Below are 19996 nucleotides of genomic sequence, written 5' to 3'. Positions count from 1 at the left end.
TGGCCCATGACCTCTTTATATCGCTTTGCATTTACATGTCTGTACCCTATTACTCTTGTAGGCTGCCAAATAACATCTATTGTTGAAAAAGAGCCAACTTCCTCAGTGGAAGCACCTTGCTGGCTGCAAGCACCCGTGCAATCCAACCAAGTCGGATTCATTGGTACAGCCGCACCATTCAGCGCAACTCAAAATGGCTCTTTAATTGCGAGCCGCAAGCGCGCTTTAGTGAGATTGCTAGAGCACTATGCAATCTCTGAAATCGATATTGAATTGAGTAAAGTCACGCATGACTCAAAGAGTATTTCCTTAGAAAATGGGCAGGTAGTCTATTTTTCGGACCCTCATATAACAGCAGATACACTCTACAGCTATGCGAGTACGTCAGCGCTCACAACCAATAAACAATGCCAATCTGTTGAGTGTGATTTTTCTCAGTGCCAACCATCATGGTTATGCCAGAATAATCATAATAGTGTCATTGGTGTAAGTTATTACACCGCATTTGCACACCAACAAATTCCCATGAGTGCGCAAAATGCCAAAATTCTTGCAGGCTATCTGAGTCAAGCGAGAGTAAACGTTAAAGAGCAATTACGCGAAAGCTATGCATCTGATGCGCAATCTCAATCCAAATACGCTTTAAACCTATCTCGTCAGGGCGACGTTTCCGCACAGAAAATAGAGCAGCCGATACTCATGACTAACAGCTGTACATACGGCGCAACGCTATTTGCTAACTACAGCCTCCCTACACAACAAGAAGTACCTCTTTCAACCCCTATTAACTGGCGCGAAAGACAAGAGTTTGAAGGAAGAAGTATTGTTTTAGGGAACTTTGGTGAAGATGGCACGATAGCGCCTGATAACCTCTTAAGTAGCGCCATCAAATTCGCTATCCGAGATGCCCTAGTTGAGCTTGCAAAAATAAAAGGTATAGAAATCTCTTCAGATACTACGTTGGTACAAAATGAGGGCCGCTACTTTTTAAACAATACCTATTATACCATCGCACAGACTGTAAATGGCAGCCTACTTGATATCCAAATCAATTATAAAGATGGGTTTCCTAACGTCTATGTCTGGCTGTTAGAGGGTAGCTAAACGCAACTCGATTGCTCAGTAAGGGCAACTTCGGCCCCTACTGAGCTAATTGTATTGCGGTTACCTTCCGCCACCACACATTAAACTAAGCCCTTCACAGCTGTAGCTGACTTCTTCTTCCTCTAACCCTGAAAAGTCTAAAGTGCTATACCCACCATCCGTAGGCTGTGATTGCGAGGCGTTGTTCATATCACATGCCCCTTGGGCTTCCCACATCGATGGCGCCGCTGATGGACTTAAATTCTTATTCCAGTAATGAGCTGTGTACACTATGCCGTTATAGGTTACTTTTTCGCCCCCAGAATAGGGCTTGTTTTGATACCACTCTTGCGGGCAGTCAGGTGTGCGCCCGGCATGTAAATACGAAAGTGCCTTTGCGAAATTAGGCAAGCCATATCCATAAACATTGTCATGTCCAGAAGAGCCTAAATCGTAACTCGTCTCTTTAATCGCATTAATGATGTCTGTATTACTCCATTGTGGATTTTGAGACCACAATCTTGCTATACCGCCGGAGATAATAGCTGTCGCCTGTGAAGTCCCTGCACCTACAACATAATTGCTATGGAAGCTGCTTATATTCAGCGTGATATTTGAGGTATCACCTACAACAGGCCATTGATGAACAAGTAACGTCGGAAACTCTGTGTAATAGTCTAACCCCTTAACGGAGCCAGAAGTATTTTGCGGATAATCAATCACTAAAACTTTACCATTTGCCGCTTTACAACTACTTTGTGCATTACTTAGTGCAACTCTGGTATTGTAAGAAAGCGTGCGCTCAGCAATTTGCTGCTCAACATCTTCTGTAGTCAAAGAGTATATGCATTGCGCAGGTAAGGTTGCTTGCATAGAGTGGCTGTTAACACCCACATCAATTTGCGTATAGTTAATCAACTCTTCAGCTCCGCTGCCTTGCTGAACACCGACTTGCTGCACAGCAAAGTGGCTGCGATTAGCTGTAGAAATGATTTTACTGCCTGGCGCGACTAAATCAATTTCGCCATTAGCTGGAGAGAAGGACGCCGCCACACCGTTAGTGTCAAGTGCACCGATAGATAATACGTTGTGATATGACGCAGGATAGTGCAGTGAATCATTATGTAATCCACTTAACTTTTTGAGCTGTGAGCCATGGTTACCCGCAGCCGCGACAAATATCACGCCCCTATCGTATGTTAAGCGGTCAATCACAGCCATTGTCATTGGCGAGAATTGATCCCCACTTAACGACATATTGATAACTTTAGCACCAGAGTTAGCACAAACTTCTATAGCTTCAATTAAACTACCACCAGAAATTGAAGAGTTTTTACCATGTGCGGTTCTAATAAGCTTGTGTACTTGTAGTTTGGCAACCCCTTCACTGAGCGCCCCTTTAACGCCAATTCCATTGCCTTGAGCTGCAATGATCCCCGCCATATGCGTGCCATGACTCAATGCATCCTGATTCCAAAATCCAGCATATACGCTGTGATAACCATTTATATTGTTGGGTAAATCTGGATGTGCGCTGTCAACCCCAGAGTCGATAATACACACTGGAATTTCGTTCAATGCTATGGGTAAACTATTAATACCTGTTGCTCTTAGCCAATAGGGTTCAAGTTCGCTGTTGTTAAGCGTGTCTAGACTGTGTGAGCTATTTTGAAGATAGTCGAGTGAATTGTTACTCAACGACAGGCCATAGTCAGGTTCCAGTATGACGCCATTTACGTGTTCCAGCCCAGCCACCTGCTGAGCGGATAGATAACCTTGCGCAATATAGTTGTTACCGTTACGTCCAATGACTTTCAAAGAACTGAGCACATTGGGTGATAACTGCCCTTGAGCGTATTCCACCAAGTAAGAATTGCCTCCCCCTTGAGCATGCGCAGCTGGCAAAATACTCAGCCCTGTTGCTATACCTGCAATTAATAGACTTTTCTTCGAACAGACCATATCCCCTCCTAACAAAGCGATGTTTCTACTTCTGATTATTATTTTAAATTTTTTGTATTTTCTTATTTATAAGCACTGCGATTATTTATCTGTTAAAGCCACTTGTTAACGTTACTTACGCGTTTATTATGCTTTTACTTTTATTCTTATGAGCTATTGTTACCGCCATAATCATTACTTTTACTCGCACCAACCTAACAGCTCAATCACACTGTTTAATACTTAAAAGTAACTCCAATTGGCACACCTAATAATTGCATAATACGCCATAAACGGAAATCTAATTCTTCACATACTTGAACTAAAGACAGATAACGCTATCTGCTTACTCACGTTTCAATTTCACCGAACCGTACTGTCCAGCTCAAAACTCAGCAGAGAAAAGCAGGTTCTTTATACTAACAAACGAAAAATTGATTAAAAAATAACAAATCAATCTCAACTTAATACATTAAATTTAAAAAAAGGTAGATTTATAAAATAATTCATAGTAGGGAATTTAAAAATCAAGTCTTATCATGCACTTTGCTAAAAAGGTGCTTAAAGAAAACATTAAAGTCCCACAAACTTGAATAATATTCATACGAAGCAATAACGCTTGCTAATTTTAATTTTTTCATCGCAAATGTTATTTTTTATCTCGAATTGACGTTGTAATAAGGAGTGAGCGGTAAAAACACTATGCTGCGGTTCGATGGTTGAACACAAAGAGTAGAATAGGTGCACATACCAAGTGCAGCATTAATTGATAAGAGCAAGAAATGATACATATTCTTTTGTCTGACAAACGCTATACGTATAGCCCAGAATTCAGATTTATAAAGCCAAAAGATCAACAAAAGGTCAAAGTAAAATTTGCCAATGATTTGGTGCTTGCACTGGGCTATAAATTTAAGGAGCAGAATAACTACTTCACTATGGCGGCAGAAGCTGCATTCATGTCCTTAAACCCTCTCGACAGACAGCAAAATCAGTTTTTCATCGAGCTCAAGCTTACAGCAAGTAATAAAGAAACCATTAACTTACAGCAAGATAGCACAAGTATTGGCCTTGGGTATGCCCTTGGGTGCTATCTAGCCTACCGCAGTCATCTAAATAAGCATATTCATTTAGCCGAGACCTTATTTGCAACAGGAGAAGTATCTCCTAGTGGTAATGTGCATAGTATCGGGCACATCAACAATAAAATAAGAGGGGCCCTGTATGCGATGGAAAATCGTCACAGCGGCGCTTTTAGCATTTTTTACCCACAGGCGAATCATCAGGACATAGACCCCGAACTGATTGAACGAGTTGTGGCGATTGGCGGTAAACTTTGTGCTATTGAGCATATAAACCAAGCACTTTTTCATATACTCGGTGAGGATTTTGACGGGGAGCAACACAATAGTACCCTGACTTTTAAAGGTTTATGCAGCTTTGACCCTCACGATGCTTATTACTTTTTTGGACGGGAAGAATTAACCACTAAATTGGTTAACTTATTTAATGAAAACCCGACTCTGATAAAGGTTCATGGTGTTTCAGGAAGTGGCAAATCCAGCCTCATTAAGGCTGGGTTATTGCCAGAGTTAACTAAGCAAATCGGTGATCTCAAATGGGAAATTGGGTTACCAAAACAGTTTACGGACAGTCGCGCCCTATTAACCCATTTTATTAACTCCCATGAAGCTGGCTTTTCAACCATACTGCAAACAATGGCAGTCGACATAGACTTGTTTGTTGGTGAGTTATTAAATTTAAATACAACCTACCTAGATGAGCTATCTCATCACTTAAACGCACACAAAACAACGTACGTGTGGTTCTTAGATCAGTTTGAAGAAATCTACGAATTGGAACCTCACAATCGACTGCTCCAGAGTTTAGCATTACTTGGAGAGCACACGCCATTAAAAGTAATAACCAGCATTAGAAGTGAGTACTTACACCAAACAGATATGGTGGGCAGAGACTTTTACGTTCCGCACAGTTTGTCTGCCGAAGATTGGTTGAAAATCATCAACAACCAAGCGCTTGCTTTAGGTATTATTTTAGAAGAAGGCCTAGCGCAAACAATTCAGACTGAAGCGTTGAAGCTATCTCATGCGCTGCCGGCTGTAGAGTATTTGCTGGCACAAATGCACGCGCTTGCGATTACCAGTGAGCAGCCCAAAATACTCTCTTATGCACAATACAATCAGCTCAATAAACTCACTGGTGTTATTTATCAGCAGGCTGAACATATACTCGGACAATTTGAGCCGCTGACAGAGCAATTCTTTGAGCTGTTTGTTGGTGTAAATATCAATGGAACTTGCTACGCGCGCCATGTCGACTTTATTGCGCTGGAGCAACAAAACCCAGAGCTGTTAGGGCTAGTGAATGCACTGATAGAAAAGCAACTTATTATTCGTCATCAGGCTCAAAAATTGCCTCCCTATGTGAAGCTAACGCACGACTGCCTGATCACCATTGCTGATAACCTCTCTCTGGATCAGCAAATATGGCCCAGATTTTATATTTGGCTCACGGCAAGAAAAGAATACCTGCAATGGTTTCATGGTGTTGAAACCAAGTATAAGCAATGGAAAAACTTTGCGGGACAACCTCAAGAGCAATATCACTTTGCATTAACTAAACATGAACTTACAGACGGAACGAAGTACCTTAGTCAACCCGGCACGGTAGCTTTGGAGTCGGTAAAAAACTATATAATCACATCGCAAAGTCATTACCAAGCTTCTCTTGAACTACAAAACAAAACCCAGCAGCGTAGATTGTTTACTACCAGCTTATTGTTTATTTGCGCGTTGGGCACAGCAACATATTCCTATTTCCAAAAACAACAGATAGAAAATGAACAAGCCAAAACAGCACAGGCTCTAATGCACCTAAAAGATAATGTGCTTATCAATATTGACTCTATAGAGCCAATACTCGAGCAGTATCTACCCACTTTTCAACGCAAATATTTAAATACCCACTTGTCCAAGTTAGTAAACAGTGTCGATGATATTCCGCTGGATGAAATAGATAAGCTCAGGCTACTACTCATTAAAATTAAAATACTACGTCAAGATGACTCGACACATATTGACGAAGTAATTGATACTCTAAGCGCTTTGGAAAACCGCCTAACATCCATAGCAAACAAGGGCTCAAAAGAGCAACAGCTCATTGTCGCTTTTAAGTATGAACTTGGCGCATTACTGCTTAAGCAAGGCAGAGCTGATGAAGCAAGGTCCTATTTTCAACGGGCACTTTCGCTCATTGAAAACATGCAAGAGGATGAGTCTCTGACGCTTACTAAAGCAAGGGCTACATCGCAGATAGCCTCTATTGCGCTCGATGCAGGAAACATCACTTTTGCATCTGAAAAGCTCAATCAAACACTGCAAATATTAAATAGCATTGTCCCTTCTCAACAACTCGAACAAGCTTACAATGTACTAAGAATAAACGTATTTAGAGAACTGGCTAAGGCTTCGTCTTCACAACAAAAGTCGAGCGACTTACTATTGCAAGCAAAAACGATACTTGAGAAACAACTGAGCAATGACCCCAACCATCTGGTGTCACAATACAATCTACTGCGTACCTACATCAACCTCGCTGAGTACAGTACCAGCAGAACACAGGCATTACAGTACTATCAGCAAGCAGATGACCTTGCACGCATGTACTCAATTAAAGATCCTGACAACATTTACGTGCAAGTTGCGCAGCTTTTGCTAGCAAGTCGCTTAGGAAAAAACAAGCTATCACAAGGCTACTTAATTGAGGCACAAGAGCATTTCTTAATCGGCCTTGATATTGCTAGAAAGTTACGACAACTCAATGAAAATAACACAGACTGGCAAGGGCATAGTATTGAACTCTACACGGCCTATGCCGATTACTTCGAAGAATCTGCGCAACCAGAGCAAAGTACACTTTACTATGAAAAAGCACTGCAAGCGGCCGAGCGCTTGGCTGCACAAGACGCAGATAACTTAGACTTTGCCAGTTTATTGCAAGGTGTTCATTCCAAAGTTGCTTCTCACCTATATGATTTAGGTGACAAAAAAGCCGCGCAGTCTCACCTCGAAGAGGCCCGCTCAATTGCTTTGGCGTTAACCCAAAAACGCCCAACTAATCAAGCATATCAAATAAGTTATCGAAAAAAGCTCTTTAATCTTGGTTACGTTGCTTCTGAATTAGGAGAGACAGAGAGTGCGTGTAACTATTTTACTCAAGGGAAAACACTTTCAGAAAATTACTTAAAAGCAAATGCGAGTATTAAATGGCAAAAAGCCAAAAATAAGTTTGAACATTATATTGAATTATTAAAGTGTAACTAAAAAAGCAACAAACTTTGATAGCATTAGTTTGAAGACGTAAAACATTGTGCTGAAACTTTATCAAAAGTTGTTATACCGCAAATAGCTATGAGGTGACTCACATTAGAGTAAGCCATACAATAGGCGGGAAAAAGGATACAACAGCAACGACAAAGGGGGTATTGATGTGGTTTGATAACAAACAAGCCGTACAAGAAGCGTATAAATTTATTAAGTTTTTACTTAGAAAAAAGGCAATTACGGACCATCGTATCGATACCGAAGCACTTATCCAAGAGACTTTATTGAAAGTGATTAAAGCAACCAAGCAAGAAGCAGAGCAAGACAAAGGAGCGCATCAAGATGCCCAAAGGCTCAATGCACAGTGCGACTTTAATCACGTTTTAAAAGCTTATACATATCGTGCATTTGAAAGCGTCTACTTGGATATGGGTAGCAATGTAACGTATAGAAAAAAATCTGCGTCTGAACAAGCAAAAGCCCCTGATGAAGGCCGTTCAGTACAGATAATACATTTATATGAATCTAATCAAGGTGAAGAAAAAGCAAGCAACATTTATGAACTGATGCCAAGTGAACAGCCTACTCCAGATCAAGTGACTAAAATGGATAAAAATGCGCGGCTATTTATAAACCTGCTATTAGAAACGATTGCGCAAGAAGAAGATAAGCAAAAACAAGCACTCTTTTATGACTTTTTCTCCTTGTCGTTTAGGCAAAATGCATTGACTCAAAAACAACTTGGAGAACATCACGGTTTTAAAGGAAATGCGGCAATCACATATATATCTAGATTTGTAACTAAGTTGGCAAAACGCGTTGAAGAGTCTGGGTTAAGCCTAGAGTTAGGTGGTAACCCACAAGCAGATTTCGACATTTACTTTCTCACTCACAGCAATACAATAAATGAGACGATATCAGTATGAATAAGGTTAAGATCACAGACAAGGTATTAGAGTCGCTAGAAGATCACCTCATTGCAAAATCAATTACGGAATTTGAGTATGAGGATGACAAAGCGCTCACACCTCAAGAAATGGCGATTATCGAACATATCTATAATCAGCACAAAACCGAACAAGTAGCATCCAATGCACTTTGTTTCGAGGTACCTCTTCTCGCTGCAAGTGCCGAGCAAATCAGTGCAGATAAACCGTGGTGGGACTTTGACACCATCATCAATGACACTTTCCAGCTCGCAGTATTTAGCTCTTATGGGCAAGAGCTGAGTAAGCATGTTGATTTCGAACTCAACCCACTTAAGGGCAAAGAACGGGAGTTTAAGGACTATTTCGATACTTTCAGAGGCACCAAGCAAGGCATTCGTATTTACTGGGCCAAGAACCGCCGCCAAGTCGTTATGGAAGGCGAGTTAGTGCATTCATTTGAAGGAGACTGCGTAAGTGGTCAAGGCAAAATTATTTCTAGCGAGCATTTTGGCAATGGTCATTTCAAGCTAATGCTCGAGTTTTTTGCTTTATCGGGCGAAGAACAATAATAACGCTTGATTGCTGTGAGCACCTTATTCGTTGCGGGCAGTTATGCCCGCAATTATTTAATCACATGAAAAATAGGTAAATCATACTTATCGCTCTAGTGTTGCAGTGATCCCTCCTGCTCCGACCAACATGCCCCCTGACAACCTTTTAAATAGCCGTTGACCACGTTGTGACGCAACTGAGGCACGAACTTTATGCGCACATATCGCATAAGTAGATGAGCTTATTAATGAAACGTTGATAAATGTAAAGCCCAATATCAGCATTTGCTCAGCAATACTTTTTTCAGGGTTGATAAAGAGTGGAAGAAAAGCCATGAAGAAAATTAGCCCTTTGGGGTTTAAGGCAGTCACCAATACCGAATCTCTAAATAGCTTAAAACCGCTATATTTGACTTGATTAGACTCAATTGAGGTATTGTTATTGGCTTGACGCCATGCACGCACTCCAAGGTAAACCAGATACACTGCTCCTGCATACTTCAGCACATTAAATGCAGTTGCTGACGCTGATAGCACGGCCCCTATGCCAAGCAAGGAACAGCTCAACGCGATAAGATCACCACTTGCTATACCAAGAATCATCGGTAATACGGCTTTCTTCCCATTTAACAACGATTGGCTTACCACGAGTAAGACAGCTGGACCGGGCGTAAAACACAGAGCGAATGATGCAACGACAAAAGACAACCACACTTCAATACTCATTATAATCCCTTTAACCATGACAAAGTTATATTAACGAGCTTAGCAAGATTATGTATCGTGTGAAAGAGAACAGCAGAGCAATCTAAATTGCTTTTCAAAGTTGATATGGAAAATTAAGAATTGAGATTAATAAATGGTGCCCGGGGCCGGACTTGAACCGGCACGCTGTTACCAGCGAGGGATTTTAAATCCCTTGTGTCTACCAATTCCACCACCCGGGCGACGGATGTCTATATGAATAGATTTCGTGGAAGTAAATGGAGGCGGAACCCGGAGTCGAACCGAGGTAGACGGATTTGCAATCCGCTGCATGGCCACTCTGCCATTCCGCCATACTCTTCAAGAAGAGTTGGAGCGAGTAACGAGGTTCGAACTCGTGACCTCGACCTTGGCAAGGTCGCGCTCTACCAGCTGAGCTATACTCGCATTTTCACTTGTAATCAAGTGGTGCCCGGGGCCGGACTTGAACCGGCACGCTGTTACCAGCGAGGGATTTTAAATCCCTTGTGTCTACCAATTCCACCACCCGGGCATCGGGTCGCAAAAGCCAACCTTAAAATAAAGTTGGAGCGAGTAACGAGGTTCGAACTCGTGACCTCGACCTTGGCAAGGTCGCGCTCTACCAGCTGAGCTATACTCGCACAATAAATGGTGCCCGGGGCCGGACTTGAACCGGCACGCTGTTACCAGCGAGGGATTTTAAATCCCTTGTGTCTACCAATTCCACCACCCGGGCATCGGGTTTGCTTTCGCATGTGGATGTTGTTGAGAAAATGGAGGCGGAACCCGGAGTCGAACCGAGGTAGACGGATTTGCAATCCGCTGCATGGCCACTCTGCCATTCCGCCATACTCTTCAAAAAGAGTTGGAGCGAGTAACGAGGTTCGAACTCGTGACCTCGACCTTGGCAAGGTCGCGCTCTACCAGCTGAGCTATACTCGCATTGTAACTAAAACTCTCATATGAGCCTTAATAACATTTCGTTTTGATGACTGTTGTCTCTCAACACGGACGCATTCTACAGAACTTAATGGATGCGTCAATATAAAAAATGAATGTTTTTAACTGTTTGCTTATTTTTTATCTAAAGCGTTCTGTAATTGCTCAAGATTAGTTAAGATTTAAGCAATTCTCCTTTGGCTGCAAGCAAATATTGCAACATTGAGACAATCGTCAGTACGGTCGCTATGGCTAACAAGGCGTAACTCAGCATAATCATCCACGGAGCAAACTGCCAAATAAGGCCAATTATGGCAAGCATCTGGGCAGCAGTTTTAAATTTGCCTAAGTTGGATACAGCTACACTTGCTCGCTTGCCAAGCCCAGCCATCCATTCTCTTAACGCTGAAATAACGATTTCACGGCTAATAATAATGACAGTGGCAAGGGTTACTAAAACATTTTGATAGTGCGCGGCAATCATCACTAATGCGACACTGACCATGACTTTATCTGCGACGGGATCTAAAAACGCACCAAATGGCGTAGACTGGTTTAGCTTACGCGCTAGATACCCATCTAATATGTCGGTGATCGAGGCCAACCAGAATATAAAGGCGGCAGCAAAAAAAGCCCATGTATATGGCAAATAAAACACCACGGCAAATACGGGGATGAGAAACAACCTAAATGTTGTGAGCGTGTTTGGAATATTCCACATAACTACTTAGAGAATTCTTTTTCTATATGTTCGCACGAAGCATTAAGCTTTGTCATGCAAATGATTAAATATCTTTTCAGCCAACTCAGGACTGATCCCAGGCACTTGCCCTAATTGTTGTAGATTCGCTGATTTAACGCCTTGCAATCCCCCTAAATATTTAAGCAACGCCTGTCGCCTTTTACTTCCAACGCCAGCTATCTCTTCAAGCACAGATTGAGTGCGTTGCTTTTGACGTTTATTTCGGTGCCCAGCAATGGCAAATCGGTGCGACTCGTCCCGAATATGCTGAATGAGATGCAATGCTGGCGAGTCGCTATCTAGATTAATGGTTTTACGCCCGCCGTCAAATAACAATGTCTCTAACCCCGGCTTTCGGCTGGTTCCTTTAGCAACACCAATCAGCATGGGCAATTTGTCTAGCTGCCAATCTTCAAAAAAGGCTTCTGCTCTAGCAAGCTGACCCTTACCCCCATCGATAAAAATAATCTCAGGCACTTTTTGCTCGTCGGTCATTTTGGCATAGCGCTTTTTTAACGCGAAATCCATCGCCGCATAATCGTCCCCAGGAGTAATTCCCGTCACATTATAGCGTCGATACTCTCTCGTGTTGGGCCCCTGCCCGTCAAAAACAACGCAAGACGCGACCGTGTTTTCACCCATTGTGTGGCTAATATCAAAACACTCCATGCGACTGATATCGGTAAGCCCTACTGCTTCTTTTAGCATCGCATAACGTTTACTAATTGCATCCTGCGCACTTTGTTTAACCATAATGCTGTTGTGCGCATTTTTATTTGCCAAAGCCAAATATTGCGCGCGCTCTGCCCGCACATTAACTCTCAATTGCACTTTTCTTTTCGCTAACTGCGTTAGACCTGCTGCCATCTCAGTCCGTTCAGATACGTCAAAAGGCAATACAATGTCATTTGCTATCCGTGCATTTGAGCCATTGGAAATATAGTACTGCCCAATAAAAGACGTCAAAATCTCATCGTCATTGGAGTCTTTTGGCACTTTGGGGAAATAAGTTTTACTGCCCAGTATTTTGTGATCTCTAATCATCAACATATGGATCGCACACAATCCATTGTGCTGCGTAAAGCCTATGACATCCATCTCTGCAAAATTACCAGCTACTGATTGCTGCTCTTGCATTTGTCTTAGTAAAGCAATTTGATCTCGGTATTTAGCGGCATCTTCAAAGTTTAATGCAATACTGGCCTGCTCCATCTTGGCAACCAATGCTTCGATTACAAGGTGTGATTTACCGCTTAAAAACTGTCTAACAAGCTCAACTTGATTGCTGTACTCTTCATCTGAGACTTTCTCTACACACGGTGCAGAGCAACGCTTGAGTTGATGTTGCAAACATGGACGGCTTCTTGCGCGATAATAAGCATCTTCACACTGACGTACAGGGAAGATTTTTTGCATTAAGCGTAGGCTCTCCGAAACCGCCGCACTACTCGGGAATGGTCCAAAGTACTCTCCCTTTTGTTTGCGTGATCCTCTGTGAAAAGCGAGCCGTGGGTGACGGTGATCCGTCAGTAAAATATAGGGGTAAGATTTATCATCGCGCAGTAAAATATTGTATCTAGGCTGATACTTCTTGATCAGGTTATTTTCTAAAAGAAGTGCTTCGGTTTCGGTGTTGGTTAATGTGACTTCTATATTGGCAATATTACTCACTAAAACCTGAGTCTTACTATCTGGGATATTGCTACGAAAGTAGCTGCTGACGCGCTTTTTGAGATTTTTTGCCTTACCAACATAGATAACCTGATGCTCTTTATCGTACATACGATATACACCAGGTTCAGTGGTCAACGTTTTTAAAAACGGTTTATGATCAAATACAGCCATTAAAATGGTTAACGAGAGCTATCTATATCAATCATTTTATGACGAATGGCTAAATGAGTCAGTTCAACATCCCCGCTGACATCCAACTTTTCAAACATTCTATAGCGATAACTGTTCACGGTTTTAGAGCTCAAGTTTAGTCGTTCTGCAATGTCTTGGGCTTTTTCACCTTTGGTGATCATCAACATAATTTGCAGCTCTCTATCAGATAGAGATTGAAATGGATTTTCATCCACTTTACCGCTGAATTGTGCCAATGCTATCTGTTGTGCAATTTCAGGTGCAATATAACGCTGTCCGGAATTTACCGAACGAATTGCATTGATCATTTCATCAGGGCCCGCACTTTTGGTTAAATAACCATGCGCACCTATTTGCATCACCTTACTTGGAAATGGATCTTCACAGTGTACGGTTAACACGATGACTTTGACGTCTGGACAGTAACGACAAATCTTTTTCGTTGCTTCCAAACCACCAATTCCTGGCATATTCATGTCCATCAATACGATATCAGGTTCATTTTGACGGCAAAACGTCACCGCCTCTTCCCCAGTTTTAGCCTCTCCGACCACCTTGAAACCACGCACATCATCTAAAATGCGCTTGATCCCAGTCCTTACAAGTTCATGATCATCAACTAAAAGTACGTTAATCAATGGAACATCCTCACGCTAGCCCTTGGTAAATAAAATCTTGTCGATTTGCTTTGCGAGATTAACACATAATTCCGCAAAGCATAATCAATTACATCATTCCATTTAGTAAATATACGAATATTTTCTTAATTCGATATTAAACTGCTATCCCTTTTCGGAAAATCGGTTAACCCACAGTGCAATCACGCCATCGCCTGTTACATTACATGCCGTGCCGAAGCTGTCTTGTGCCAAGTACAGTGCAATCATTAAAGCTATCGCACTTTCGTCAAACCCCAGCATTGAAGTTAATAGGCCCAGAGCCGACATAACCGCACCGCCTGGTGCACCTGGCGCCGCGATCATTACAACACCCAACATGAAAATAAATGGCAACATCTCGATTAAAGAGGGTACTGCCATAGTTGGCGACAAAAACATAACAGCCATTGCACAAGTAACAATCGTAATGGTTGAACCTGATAAATGGATTGTAGCACATAAAGGAACTGAGAAGTTTGCAACTTCTTCCGATACACCATTCGATTTACTCGCTCTTAGCGATACTGGGATCGTAGCTGCACTGGACATAGTACCAATCGCAGTAAAATAAGCAGGCAGCATATTTTTAACCAATTCAATTGGGCTGCGCTTTAACATTAAACCAGTTACGACAAAAAGCGTTGTCAGCCACAGCCAGTGCATTGCCACGGCGGCAACCAACACCACACCGAAAGTACTCAGTGTATCAACAACTGTGCCAGCCACGGCCATTTCGGCAAAAACACCCGCAATATAAAAAGGTAACGCTGGAATGATGACTTTCGCAAGTAACGCATCAATCACATCACGGCCTTGATCTACAACATCTTTTAGCTGTACAAGGTTCAGTTGACTAATACCAATACCAAAGATGAAGGCTGCCGCTAGCGCCGTCATTACACCCATAATCGGTGGGATTTCAAGTTGAATATATCCTTTTAGCTCGGTGCCTTTTGCCGCCTCGTAGGCAACACTGCCTTCAAAAAAGCCTGTTGCAGCCAGCACCAATAGCACAGCCAAAGTACCCGCAATTACGGTTGAGCCATAGGCAAACCCTACGGTCTTACCCAGTAGGTGGCCTGACGTTTTTGGTAAACCAGCAATGCCTGATGCAATGAAAAACAAAATAATGAGAGGAATTGTAAAGCTAATTAGCTGACCTATGATTACTTTTGCTGTGTAAAGGAGTTCTGTTATACCCAGTGGCAGATATAGACCTGCCAAAATACCGCCTAAGATACCGGCGATAAGTTTTATTATTAGAGACATATTTTGCCCGAATCACATTAATTTGAGCTCCTTTTTACCATGTTTTTACCCTTTAGGTATACAAATGCGATACTTTAACCGCATCTGATTTACCTTATTTCACCTGAAATTAACGCAGTCCAACGAGAAAGAATTGAGACGCTTATACTATTATTATTTAATTAACACCTCATTCGACTGAGAATTAACCTTTTATCATGTTAAGAAGTACTAGCTATACCTGTGCACTTTTACTTTCAATGAGTGCGCTCGCTCAAAATGCAACAATAGACATCCCTTACATACCTGAGTCAGCAAAAATTGATGGTAATGTTCACGATCCGGTTTGGCAAAAAGCCAAAACGATTGCCATTAACAATGTCAATTGGCCTCATGATAACATTGCCAGTCCGGTCAAAACTGAAGCACTCGTCTACGAAAATGGCAGTTCACTATTTGTCGCTTTTATTGCCAAAGATCCAAACCCAGATCACATTAGGGTTCATTACCGAGACAGAGATAAAATCTGGAACGATGATCTAGTTGGTATCAAGATAGATTCATTGAATACCAGTCGTAATGCATACCAGTTTTTTATAAACCCTCTAGGCGTGCAATTGGACTCAATAGAGGACGAACTTACCAAGAATGAAAATGCATCTTGGAATGGTATCTGGACAAGTAAGGGCATAATCACAGAGGATGGCTATACAGTTGAAGTAGAAATTCCTCTGCGAGTATTAAACTTTGACGACAGTATAAAGACCAAAACAATGGCGATGGAATTTTTACGTTTCTTGCCAAGAGATGAACGCTTACGCATCTCAAATATGCAACTGGACCACAATAACAGCTGCTGGATATGTCAAATGCCCCTGTTTAGTGGTTTTGAACAAGCAACGCAAAGCAGTAATATCACTATCACCCCAGCACTGGCAATTGCCAACTCTCAAACGCGCGATATTGATGGTGATCAAGTCCCTGACTTTGAAGATGATACCGACTATGAACCCGGCCTAGATGTAAAGTGGGCCGTGACACCTGACACAACATTAAACCTCACTCTAAACCCTGACTTTTCTCAGGTTGAGGCCGACACAGGGCAGTTAAGTGTCAATAACAGCTTTAGTCTGTTCTTTCCTGAAAAGCGCGCTTTTTTCCTTGAAAACGACGATTACTTTTCATCACACTTGAATTTAGTCCACACCCGCAATGTCGCGTCTCCCGACTATGGAGTCAAAGTAACTAGCAGCAAGCAGGGCCACACTTTTGCCGGATTCGTAGCAAATGATGCAATGACCAACGTACTAATCCCAGGCAATTTGGGGTCCAGTATCGTCTCACTCGATCAAAAGAGTGAAAATGCCGCATTTAGATACAGATATGATGTGGATAGTGACCTGTCTATCGGCGCCACCAGCACGGTGAGACAAAGTGAAGATTACCGCAATCAGGTCTTCAGTATAGATAGCAAATACCGTCCAACTAAGCATGACACTTTAAAGCTACAAGCAACCGCAACAGACACTGAATATGACCAACATTTTGTCAATGAGCTTTGTGATGATGACCCACTTGCTAGTTGCGAAATAGATGAAAGCGTACTGCGTGTACTCAATCAAAATGATAAACAAGGTTTAGGTTACTACGCCAGCTACGAGCATAACCGTAAACACTGGCGTGCTTTCGGTTCTTATCGTAACTATGAGTCAGCTTTTCGTGCAGACATGGGATTCTTATCTCAGGTAGATTTTAATAAGTTTGTAACTGGGTTTGAGTATCGCTGGTACGGTGAAGAAAATAGCTGGTGGAATCGCGCCAATTGGTATACTGATTGGGACATTACACATAATGAAGATGGAGAATTGCTAGAAAAAGAAGTGCAATCAAGCTTTAAGTTGCAAGGACCCCTCCAGAGCATTATCGAATTCGGTGTCGACCATCGCAAGCGTACAGGGCTTAGACTAGATGAATCGATACTCTCTATTGACGGAAATACAGATCTATTCACAGAAAACACCCAATGGGCCTATTTTGAAATGAAGCCAAAAGCAGGTGTTTTTGCAGCGTTAAACCTTAACACAGGTAACCGAGTCGATTTGGCAAACAATCGCCTAGGGCAAAGATATTTGATTAAACCGACTCTGAATTTTAATCTCGGTAGACACTTTGAAGTTAAATTGAGACACACCTTCGAGCAATTTGAACATCAAGGAGACAAAGTTTACACCGCTAATCTCTCTGACGTGCGCTTTACCTATCAATTTGGTATCAATAGTTTCATCAGACTCGCTGTGATCAATCTGGATATTGAGCGAAATCAGCAAAAATACATTGATGACGTTGATAGTAAATACAAAAAGTTGAGTACTCAACTACTCTATTCATACAAACTCAACCCTGAAACTGTGTTATTTGTTGGCTATTCCGACAGTGGTTACCAAGACGATGACCTAACTCGTATTACCAAAGACAACAAAACTTTTTTTGCCAAATTCAGCTACGCTTGGTTGTTGTAGCAATTGCACGCTGCTAATTACTCTTCGTAATTAGCAGCTTATTTTATATTCATTCTGGCTATAAGCTTTTTTAATATATCTTATAGCCATTCTTTACTTCTTGTTTTGTTTTCTGACCAGTAAAGTGTGACTATATTCATTATTACTTAATAATAGTCCTAAGCTTATTCAAGGGAACACTATGTCTAAAGTATTTTCAGATAACAGCCTAGCGATAGGCCAAACGCCAATCGTTAAATTAAACCGTGTTACAGGCGGTAACGTTTACGCAAAAGTTGAATCTCGCAACCCAAGCTTCAGTGTAAAGTGCCGTATTGGTGCTTCAATGATCTGGGAAGCAGAAAAGCAAGGTCTGTTAGGAGAAGGCAAAGAGCTAATCGAGCCGACTTCTGGTAATACAGGTATCGCATTGGCGTTCGTTGCAGCTTCTCGTGGCTACAAGCTAACACTCACAATGCCAAACACAATGAGCCTTGAACGCCGCAAGCTTCTAAAGGCACTGGGTGCTAACCTTGTCCTTACTGAAGGTGCAAAGGGCATGAAAGGTGCAATTGAAAAAGCAAATGAGATTCTTGAAAGCGACCCTGCTAAGTACGTTTTATTGCAACAATTCGAAAACCCAGCGAACCCTAAGATCCACTTCGAAACAACGGGTCCAGAGATCTTTGAAGCACTTGAAGGCAATATTGACTACTTCGTTGCGGGTGTAGGTACTGGTGGTACTATCACGGGTGTGAGCCGCTTCTTAAAGCAAGAAAAAGGCCTGAATGTAAAATCAATTGCTGTAGAGCCTACTGACTCTCCAGTCATTTCTCAAACGCTTGCAGGTGAAGACGTCAAGCCAGGTCCTCATAAAATTCAAGGTATCGGTGCGGGCTTCATCCCTGGAAACCTAGATTTAGAGCTTATTGATGGTACAGAGCAAGTATCTAACGAAGATGCAATTGCAATGGCCCATCAGCTAATGAAAGATGAAGGCATCCTAGTGGGTATTTCTTCTGGTGCAGCAGTGGTAGCAGCTAAGCGCATTGCAGAAAAGCCAGAAAACGCAGACAAAAATATCGTTGTTATTTTACCAAGTGCTACTGAGCGTTATCTCTCTAGCCCAATGTTCGCTGATGAGTTCAGTGAACAAGAGCTGGTTCAATAACCTTCAGTATTATAAAGCCAGCAATTTGCTGGCTTTTTACTCTTCAATTTACACAAATAACCCTCGCGTTTTTTAGTATTCTTACTAGACTAAAATAAATAATCTAAGCCCAAATTGTGGCATGTTTTAGATTGTTAGACTTGGTTAATTATTGGTATCCGAACACTCAAAATAGTGTTGTTGCGTCATCAACCGTGACAAGAATGAAGCCGCCGTCGTGTTGGCCTACGAGGCAACTAATCATACCAGTATCACTATAAAAATTTGTTTAAATCATCATTGTTTGAAGTGCAGCAAGTTATGGCACTTTGATATTACAATATTAATTAGAGCAGATGGGCTGCTGATTTGAGTACCTTATTAGAATAAGGATAAATAAAATGAAACCACTGATTTATTTTATGTTTGGTTGTTTAGCCCTGTTTGCGACAAATGCTCACGCGAGCCTACAGGTTGGCTTTTTTAAGTCCGGGCAGTATCAAATGATCATGGGGGACAAATACAAGAATGGTTATCTGTTTAGTAAAGATGCCACAAAAGAGCAACTACACTTAGTAACGCTCGACTGGCCTCCCTACATAGGCGATCAACTCTGTAACAAAGGCTGGGTATTTCAGTTCACAGTATCTTTGCTCGTAGATCAAGGCTACCCTGTCTACGTTGAATTCCTGCCTTGGGCAAGGGCAGTCAAAGCCGCTGAATCAGGCAAAGCAGACATTCTTTTCCCAGAGTATTTTATTGAAGACGCTTCGCCTTCTGACAATTTTCCCGGAAAAACGCGCAGAGAGCTACTCGCCTTATCTAATGCATTCCCGGGTGGAGAAATAGGCTTTTTAAAGCGCCGTGGTGAAGAAGACAAGTTTGAAGGCAACCTCAATGATTTAAAAGGCACTACAATCGGTGTCGTAAGAGGTTACCAGAATACACCTGAGTTTGATGCGATGATGGACAACGGTGAATTCATCATTGTTGAGGCTGTCGATGACTTGCAGCTGGTAAAATTACTTGTTGGTAAACGGGTCGATCTGATAATAGGTGATCCCAAAGTGCTGCGCTTTACCGTCAGCTATTCTGAGCTATCTAAATCTGAAAAAGTAACATTACTTCGCGGACTTGAGGATGTAGAGCCCGCATTACGCTACAACAATTTATTCTTTGCGTTGAGTAAAAAGAAATCTAAATGGCGCTCTGTACTCAATGACATCAATAAGGGCCTTTATCTTTTTAACAACAGTGGAGAAACTGAGCGAATTATTGAGATTGGCAGTACCGAGTGTTACTAAATTTGCAAGGCGGTATT

Annotated in this window: 13 protein-coding genes and 8 tRNA genes; 7 read left to right on the top strand and 14 right to left on the bottom strand. The window is 41.9% G+C overall.

Going from position 1 to position 19996, the window contains the following annotated elements:
• Window positions 1-6: 6 nt before the first annotated feature.
• Window positions 7-1104 (top strand): hypothetical protein, encoded by a 1098-nt coding sequence (locus N480_RS06790; protein ID WP_063371752.1) that lies wholly within the window; start codon window positions 7-9, stop codon window positions 1102-1104.
• A 60-nt stretch (window positions 1105-1164) separates the two neighbouring features.
• Here N480_RS06790 and N480_RS06785 read toward each other — a convergent pair whose 3' ends face one another.
• Window positions 1165-3045 carry a S8 family peptidase gene (locus N480_RS06785; RefSeq protein ID WP_063371751.1) on the bottom strand — a complete coding sequence of 627 codons (1881 nt, stop codon included), beginning with the start codon at window positions 3043-3045 and terminating at the stop codon, window positions 1165-1167.
• Window positions 3046-3806: 761 nt separating this feature from the next.
• Between N480_RS06785 and N480_RS06780 the strand changes: the two genes are divergently transcribed.
• From N480_RS06780 to N480_RS06770, 3 genes are all read left to right on the top strand, one after another.
• The gene (locus tag N480_RS06780; protein ID WP_063371750.1) at window positions 3807-7367 is read left to right on the top strand and encodes a tetratricopeptide repeat protein; all 3561 of its coding nucleotides are present in this window, start codon (window positions 3807-3809) and stop codon (window positions 7365-7367) included.
• A 164-nt stretch (window positions 7368-7531) separates the two neighbouring features.
• On the top strand, window positions 7532-8293 hold the full coding sequence (locus N480_RS06775; RefSeq protein WP_063371749.1) for a hypothetical protein: 762 nt from the start codon (window positions 7532-7534) through the stop codon (window positions 8291-8293).
• Complete coding sequence (locus tag N480_RS06770) at window positions 8290-8865, top strand: hypothetical protein (protein ID WP_063371748.1); 576 nt, start codon at window positions 8290-8292, stop codon at window positions 8863-8865. Before N480_RS06775 ends, N480_RS06770 begins: the two co-directional genes overlap by 4 nt.
• Before the next feature lie 87 nt (window positions 8866-8952).
• On the opposite strand, the gene N480_RS06765 is transcribed toward N480_RS06770, so the two are convergent.
• The 13 genes from N480_RS06765 to N480_RS06705 form a co-directional block, all read right to left on the bottom strand.
• Window positions 8953-9573: a LysE family translocator gene (locus tag N480_RS06765; RefSeq protein WP_063371747.1), complete on the bottom strand. Its 621-nt coding sequence runs from the start codon at window positions 9571-9573 to the stop codon at window positions 8953-8955.
• 134 nt (window positions 9574-9707) lie between these two features.
• Window positions 9708-9794 (bottom strand) — tRNA-Leu (locus N480_RS06760).
• 37 nt (window positions 9795-9831) lie between these two features.
• Window positions 9832-9905: transfer RNA gene (locus N480_RS06755), tRNA-Cys, on the bottom strand.
• Between the two features lie 18 nt (window positions 9906-9923).
• Window positions 9924-9999 (bottom strand) — tRNA-Gly (locus N480_RS06750).
• A gap of 19 nt (window positions 10000-10018) precedes the next feature.
• Window positions 10019-10105, bottom strand: a tRNA-Leu gene (locus N480_RS06745).
• A gap of 33 nt (window positions 10106-10138) precedes the next feature.
• Window positions 10139-10214 (bottom strand) — tRNA-Gly (locus tag N480_RS06740).
• Between the two features lie 8 nt (window positions 10215-10222).
• Window positions 10223-10309, bottom strand: a tRNA-Leu gene (locus N480_RS06735).
• A 38-nt stretch (window positions 10310-10347) separates the two neighbouring features.
• Window positions 10348-10421: transfer RNA gene (locus N480_RS06730), tRNA-Cys, on the bottom strand.
• Window positions 10422-10439: 18 nt separating this feature from the next.
• Window positions 10440-10515: transfer RNA gene (locus N480_RS06725), tRNA-Gly, on the bottom strand.
• 172 nt (window positions 10516-10687) lie between these two features.
• Window positions 10688-11233: a CDP-diacylglycerol--glycerol-3-phosphate 3-phosphatidyltransferase gene (gene pgsA, locus N480_RS06720; protein ID WP_063371746.1), complete on the bottom strand. Its 546-nt coding sequence runs from the start codon at window positions 11231-11233 to the stop codon at window positions 10688-10690.
• A gap of 42 nt (window positions 11234-11275) precedes the next feature.
• Complete coding sequence (uvrC, locus tag N480_RS06715) at window positions 11276-13099, bottom strand: excinuclease ABC subunit UvrC (protein ID WP_063371745.1); 1824 nt, start codon at window positions 13097-13099, stop codon at window positions 11276-11278.
• An 8-nt stretch (window positions 13100-13107) separates the two neighbouring features.
• The gene (gene uvrY, locus N480_RS06710) at window positions 13108-13758 is read right to left on the bottom strand and encodes a UvrY/SirA/GacA family response regulator transcription factor (protein ID WP_023398753.1); all 651 of its coding nucleotides are present in this window, start codon (window positions 13756-13758) and stop codon (window positions 13108-13110) included.
• Between the two features lie 144 nt (window positions 13759-13902).
• A complete protein-coding gene (locus N480_RS06705; RefSeq protein WP_063371744.1) occupies window positions 13903-15048 on the bottom strand; it encodes a dicarboxylate/amino acid:cation symporter in 1146 nt (381 codons plus the stop codon).
• 197 nt (window positions 15049-15245) lie between these two features.
• On the opposite strand from N480_RS06705, the gene N480_RS06700 reads away from it, so the two are divergent.
• The 3 genes from N480_RS06700 (at window position 15246) to N480_RS06690 (ending at window position 19979) form a co-directional block, all read left to right on the top strand.
• On the top strand, window positions 15246-17546 hold the full coding sequence (locus N480_RS06700) for a carbohydrate binding family 9 domain-containing protein (protein WP_063371743.1): 2301 nt from the start codon (window positions 15246-15248) through the stop codon (window positions 17544-17546).
• Window positions 17547-17727: 181 nt separating this feature from the next.
• A complete protein-coding gene (gene cysK, locus N480_RS06695) occupies window positions 17728-18696 on the top strand; it encodes a cysteine synthase A (RefSeq protein ID WP_063371742.1) in 969 nt (322 codons plus the stop codon).
• Between the two features lie 401 nt (window positions 18697-19097).
• Window positions 19098-19979: a transporter substrate-binding domain-containing protein gene (locus N480_RS06690; RefSeq protein WP_155732777.1), complete on the top strand. Its 882-nt coding sequence runs from the start codon at window positions 19098-19100 to the stop codon at window positions 19977-19979.
• Window positions 19980-19996 lie beyond the last annotated feature (17 nt).

Source organism: Pseudoalteromonas luteoviolacea S2607 (genome assembly GCF_001625575.1).
GTDB lineage: Bacteria > Pseudomonadota > Gammaproteobacteria > Enterobacterales > Alteromonadaceae > Pseudoalteromonas > Pseudoalteromonas luteoviolacea_E.
This window is presented reverse-complemented; position numbering and strand designations above follow the sequence as displayed.

Excerpts from the sequence above, each read along its gene's own strand:
- N480_RS06790 (WP_063371752.1), top strand. The coding sequence starts at position 7 with ATGACCTCTTTATATCGCTTTGCATTTACATGTCTGTACCCTATTACT.
- N480_RS06785 (WP_063371751.1), bottom strand. The coding sequence starts at position 3,045 with ATGGTCTGTTCGAAGAAAAGTCTATTAATTGCAGGTATAGCAACAGGG.
- N480_RS06780 (WP_063371750.1), top strand. The coding sequence starts at position 3,807 with ATGATACATATTCTTTTGTCTGACAAACGCTATACGTATAGCCCAGAA.
- N480_RS06775 (WP_063371749.1), top strand. The coding sequence starts at position 7,532 with ATGTGGTTTGATAACAAACAAGCCGTACAAGAAGCGTATAAATTTATT.
- N480_RS06770 (WP_063371748.1), top strand. The coding sequence starts at position 8,290 with ATGAATAAGGTTAAGATCACAGACAAGGTATTAGAGTCGCTAGAAGAT.
- N480_RS06765 (WP_063371747.1), bottom strand. The coding sequence starts at position 9,573 with ATGAGTATTGAAGTGTGGTTGTCTTTTGTCGTTGCATCATTCGCTCTG.
- pgsA (WP_063371746.1), bottom strand. The coding sequence starts at position 11,233 with ATGTGGAATATTCCAAACACGCTCACAACATTTAGGTTGTTTCTCATC.
- uvrC (WP_063371745.1), bottom strand. The coding sequence starts at position 13,099 with ATGGCTGTATTTGATCATAAACCGTTTTTAAAAACGTTGACCACTGAA.
- N480_RS06705 (WP_063371744.1), bottom strand. The coding sequence starts at position 15,048 with ATGTCTCTAATAATAAAACTTATCGCCGGTATCTTAGGCGGTATTTTG.
- N480_RS06700 (WP_063371743.1), top strand. The coding sequence starts at position 15,246 with ATGTTAAGAAGTACTAGCTATACCTGTGCACTTTTACTTTCAATGAGT.
- cysK (WP_063371742.1), top strand. The coding sequence starts at position 17,728 with ATGTCTAAAGTATTTTCAGATAACAGCCTAGCGATAGGCCAAACGCCA.
- N480_RS06690 (WP_155732777.1), top strand. The coding sequence starts at position 19,098 with ATGTTTGGTTGTTTAGCCCTGTTTGCGACAAATGCTCACGCGAGCCTA.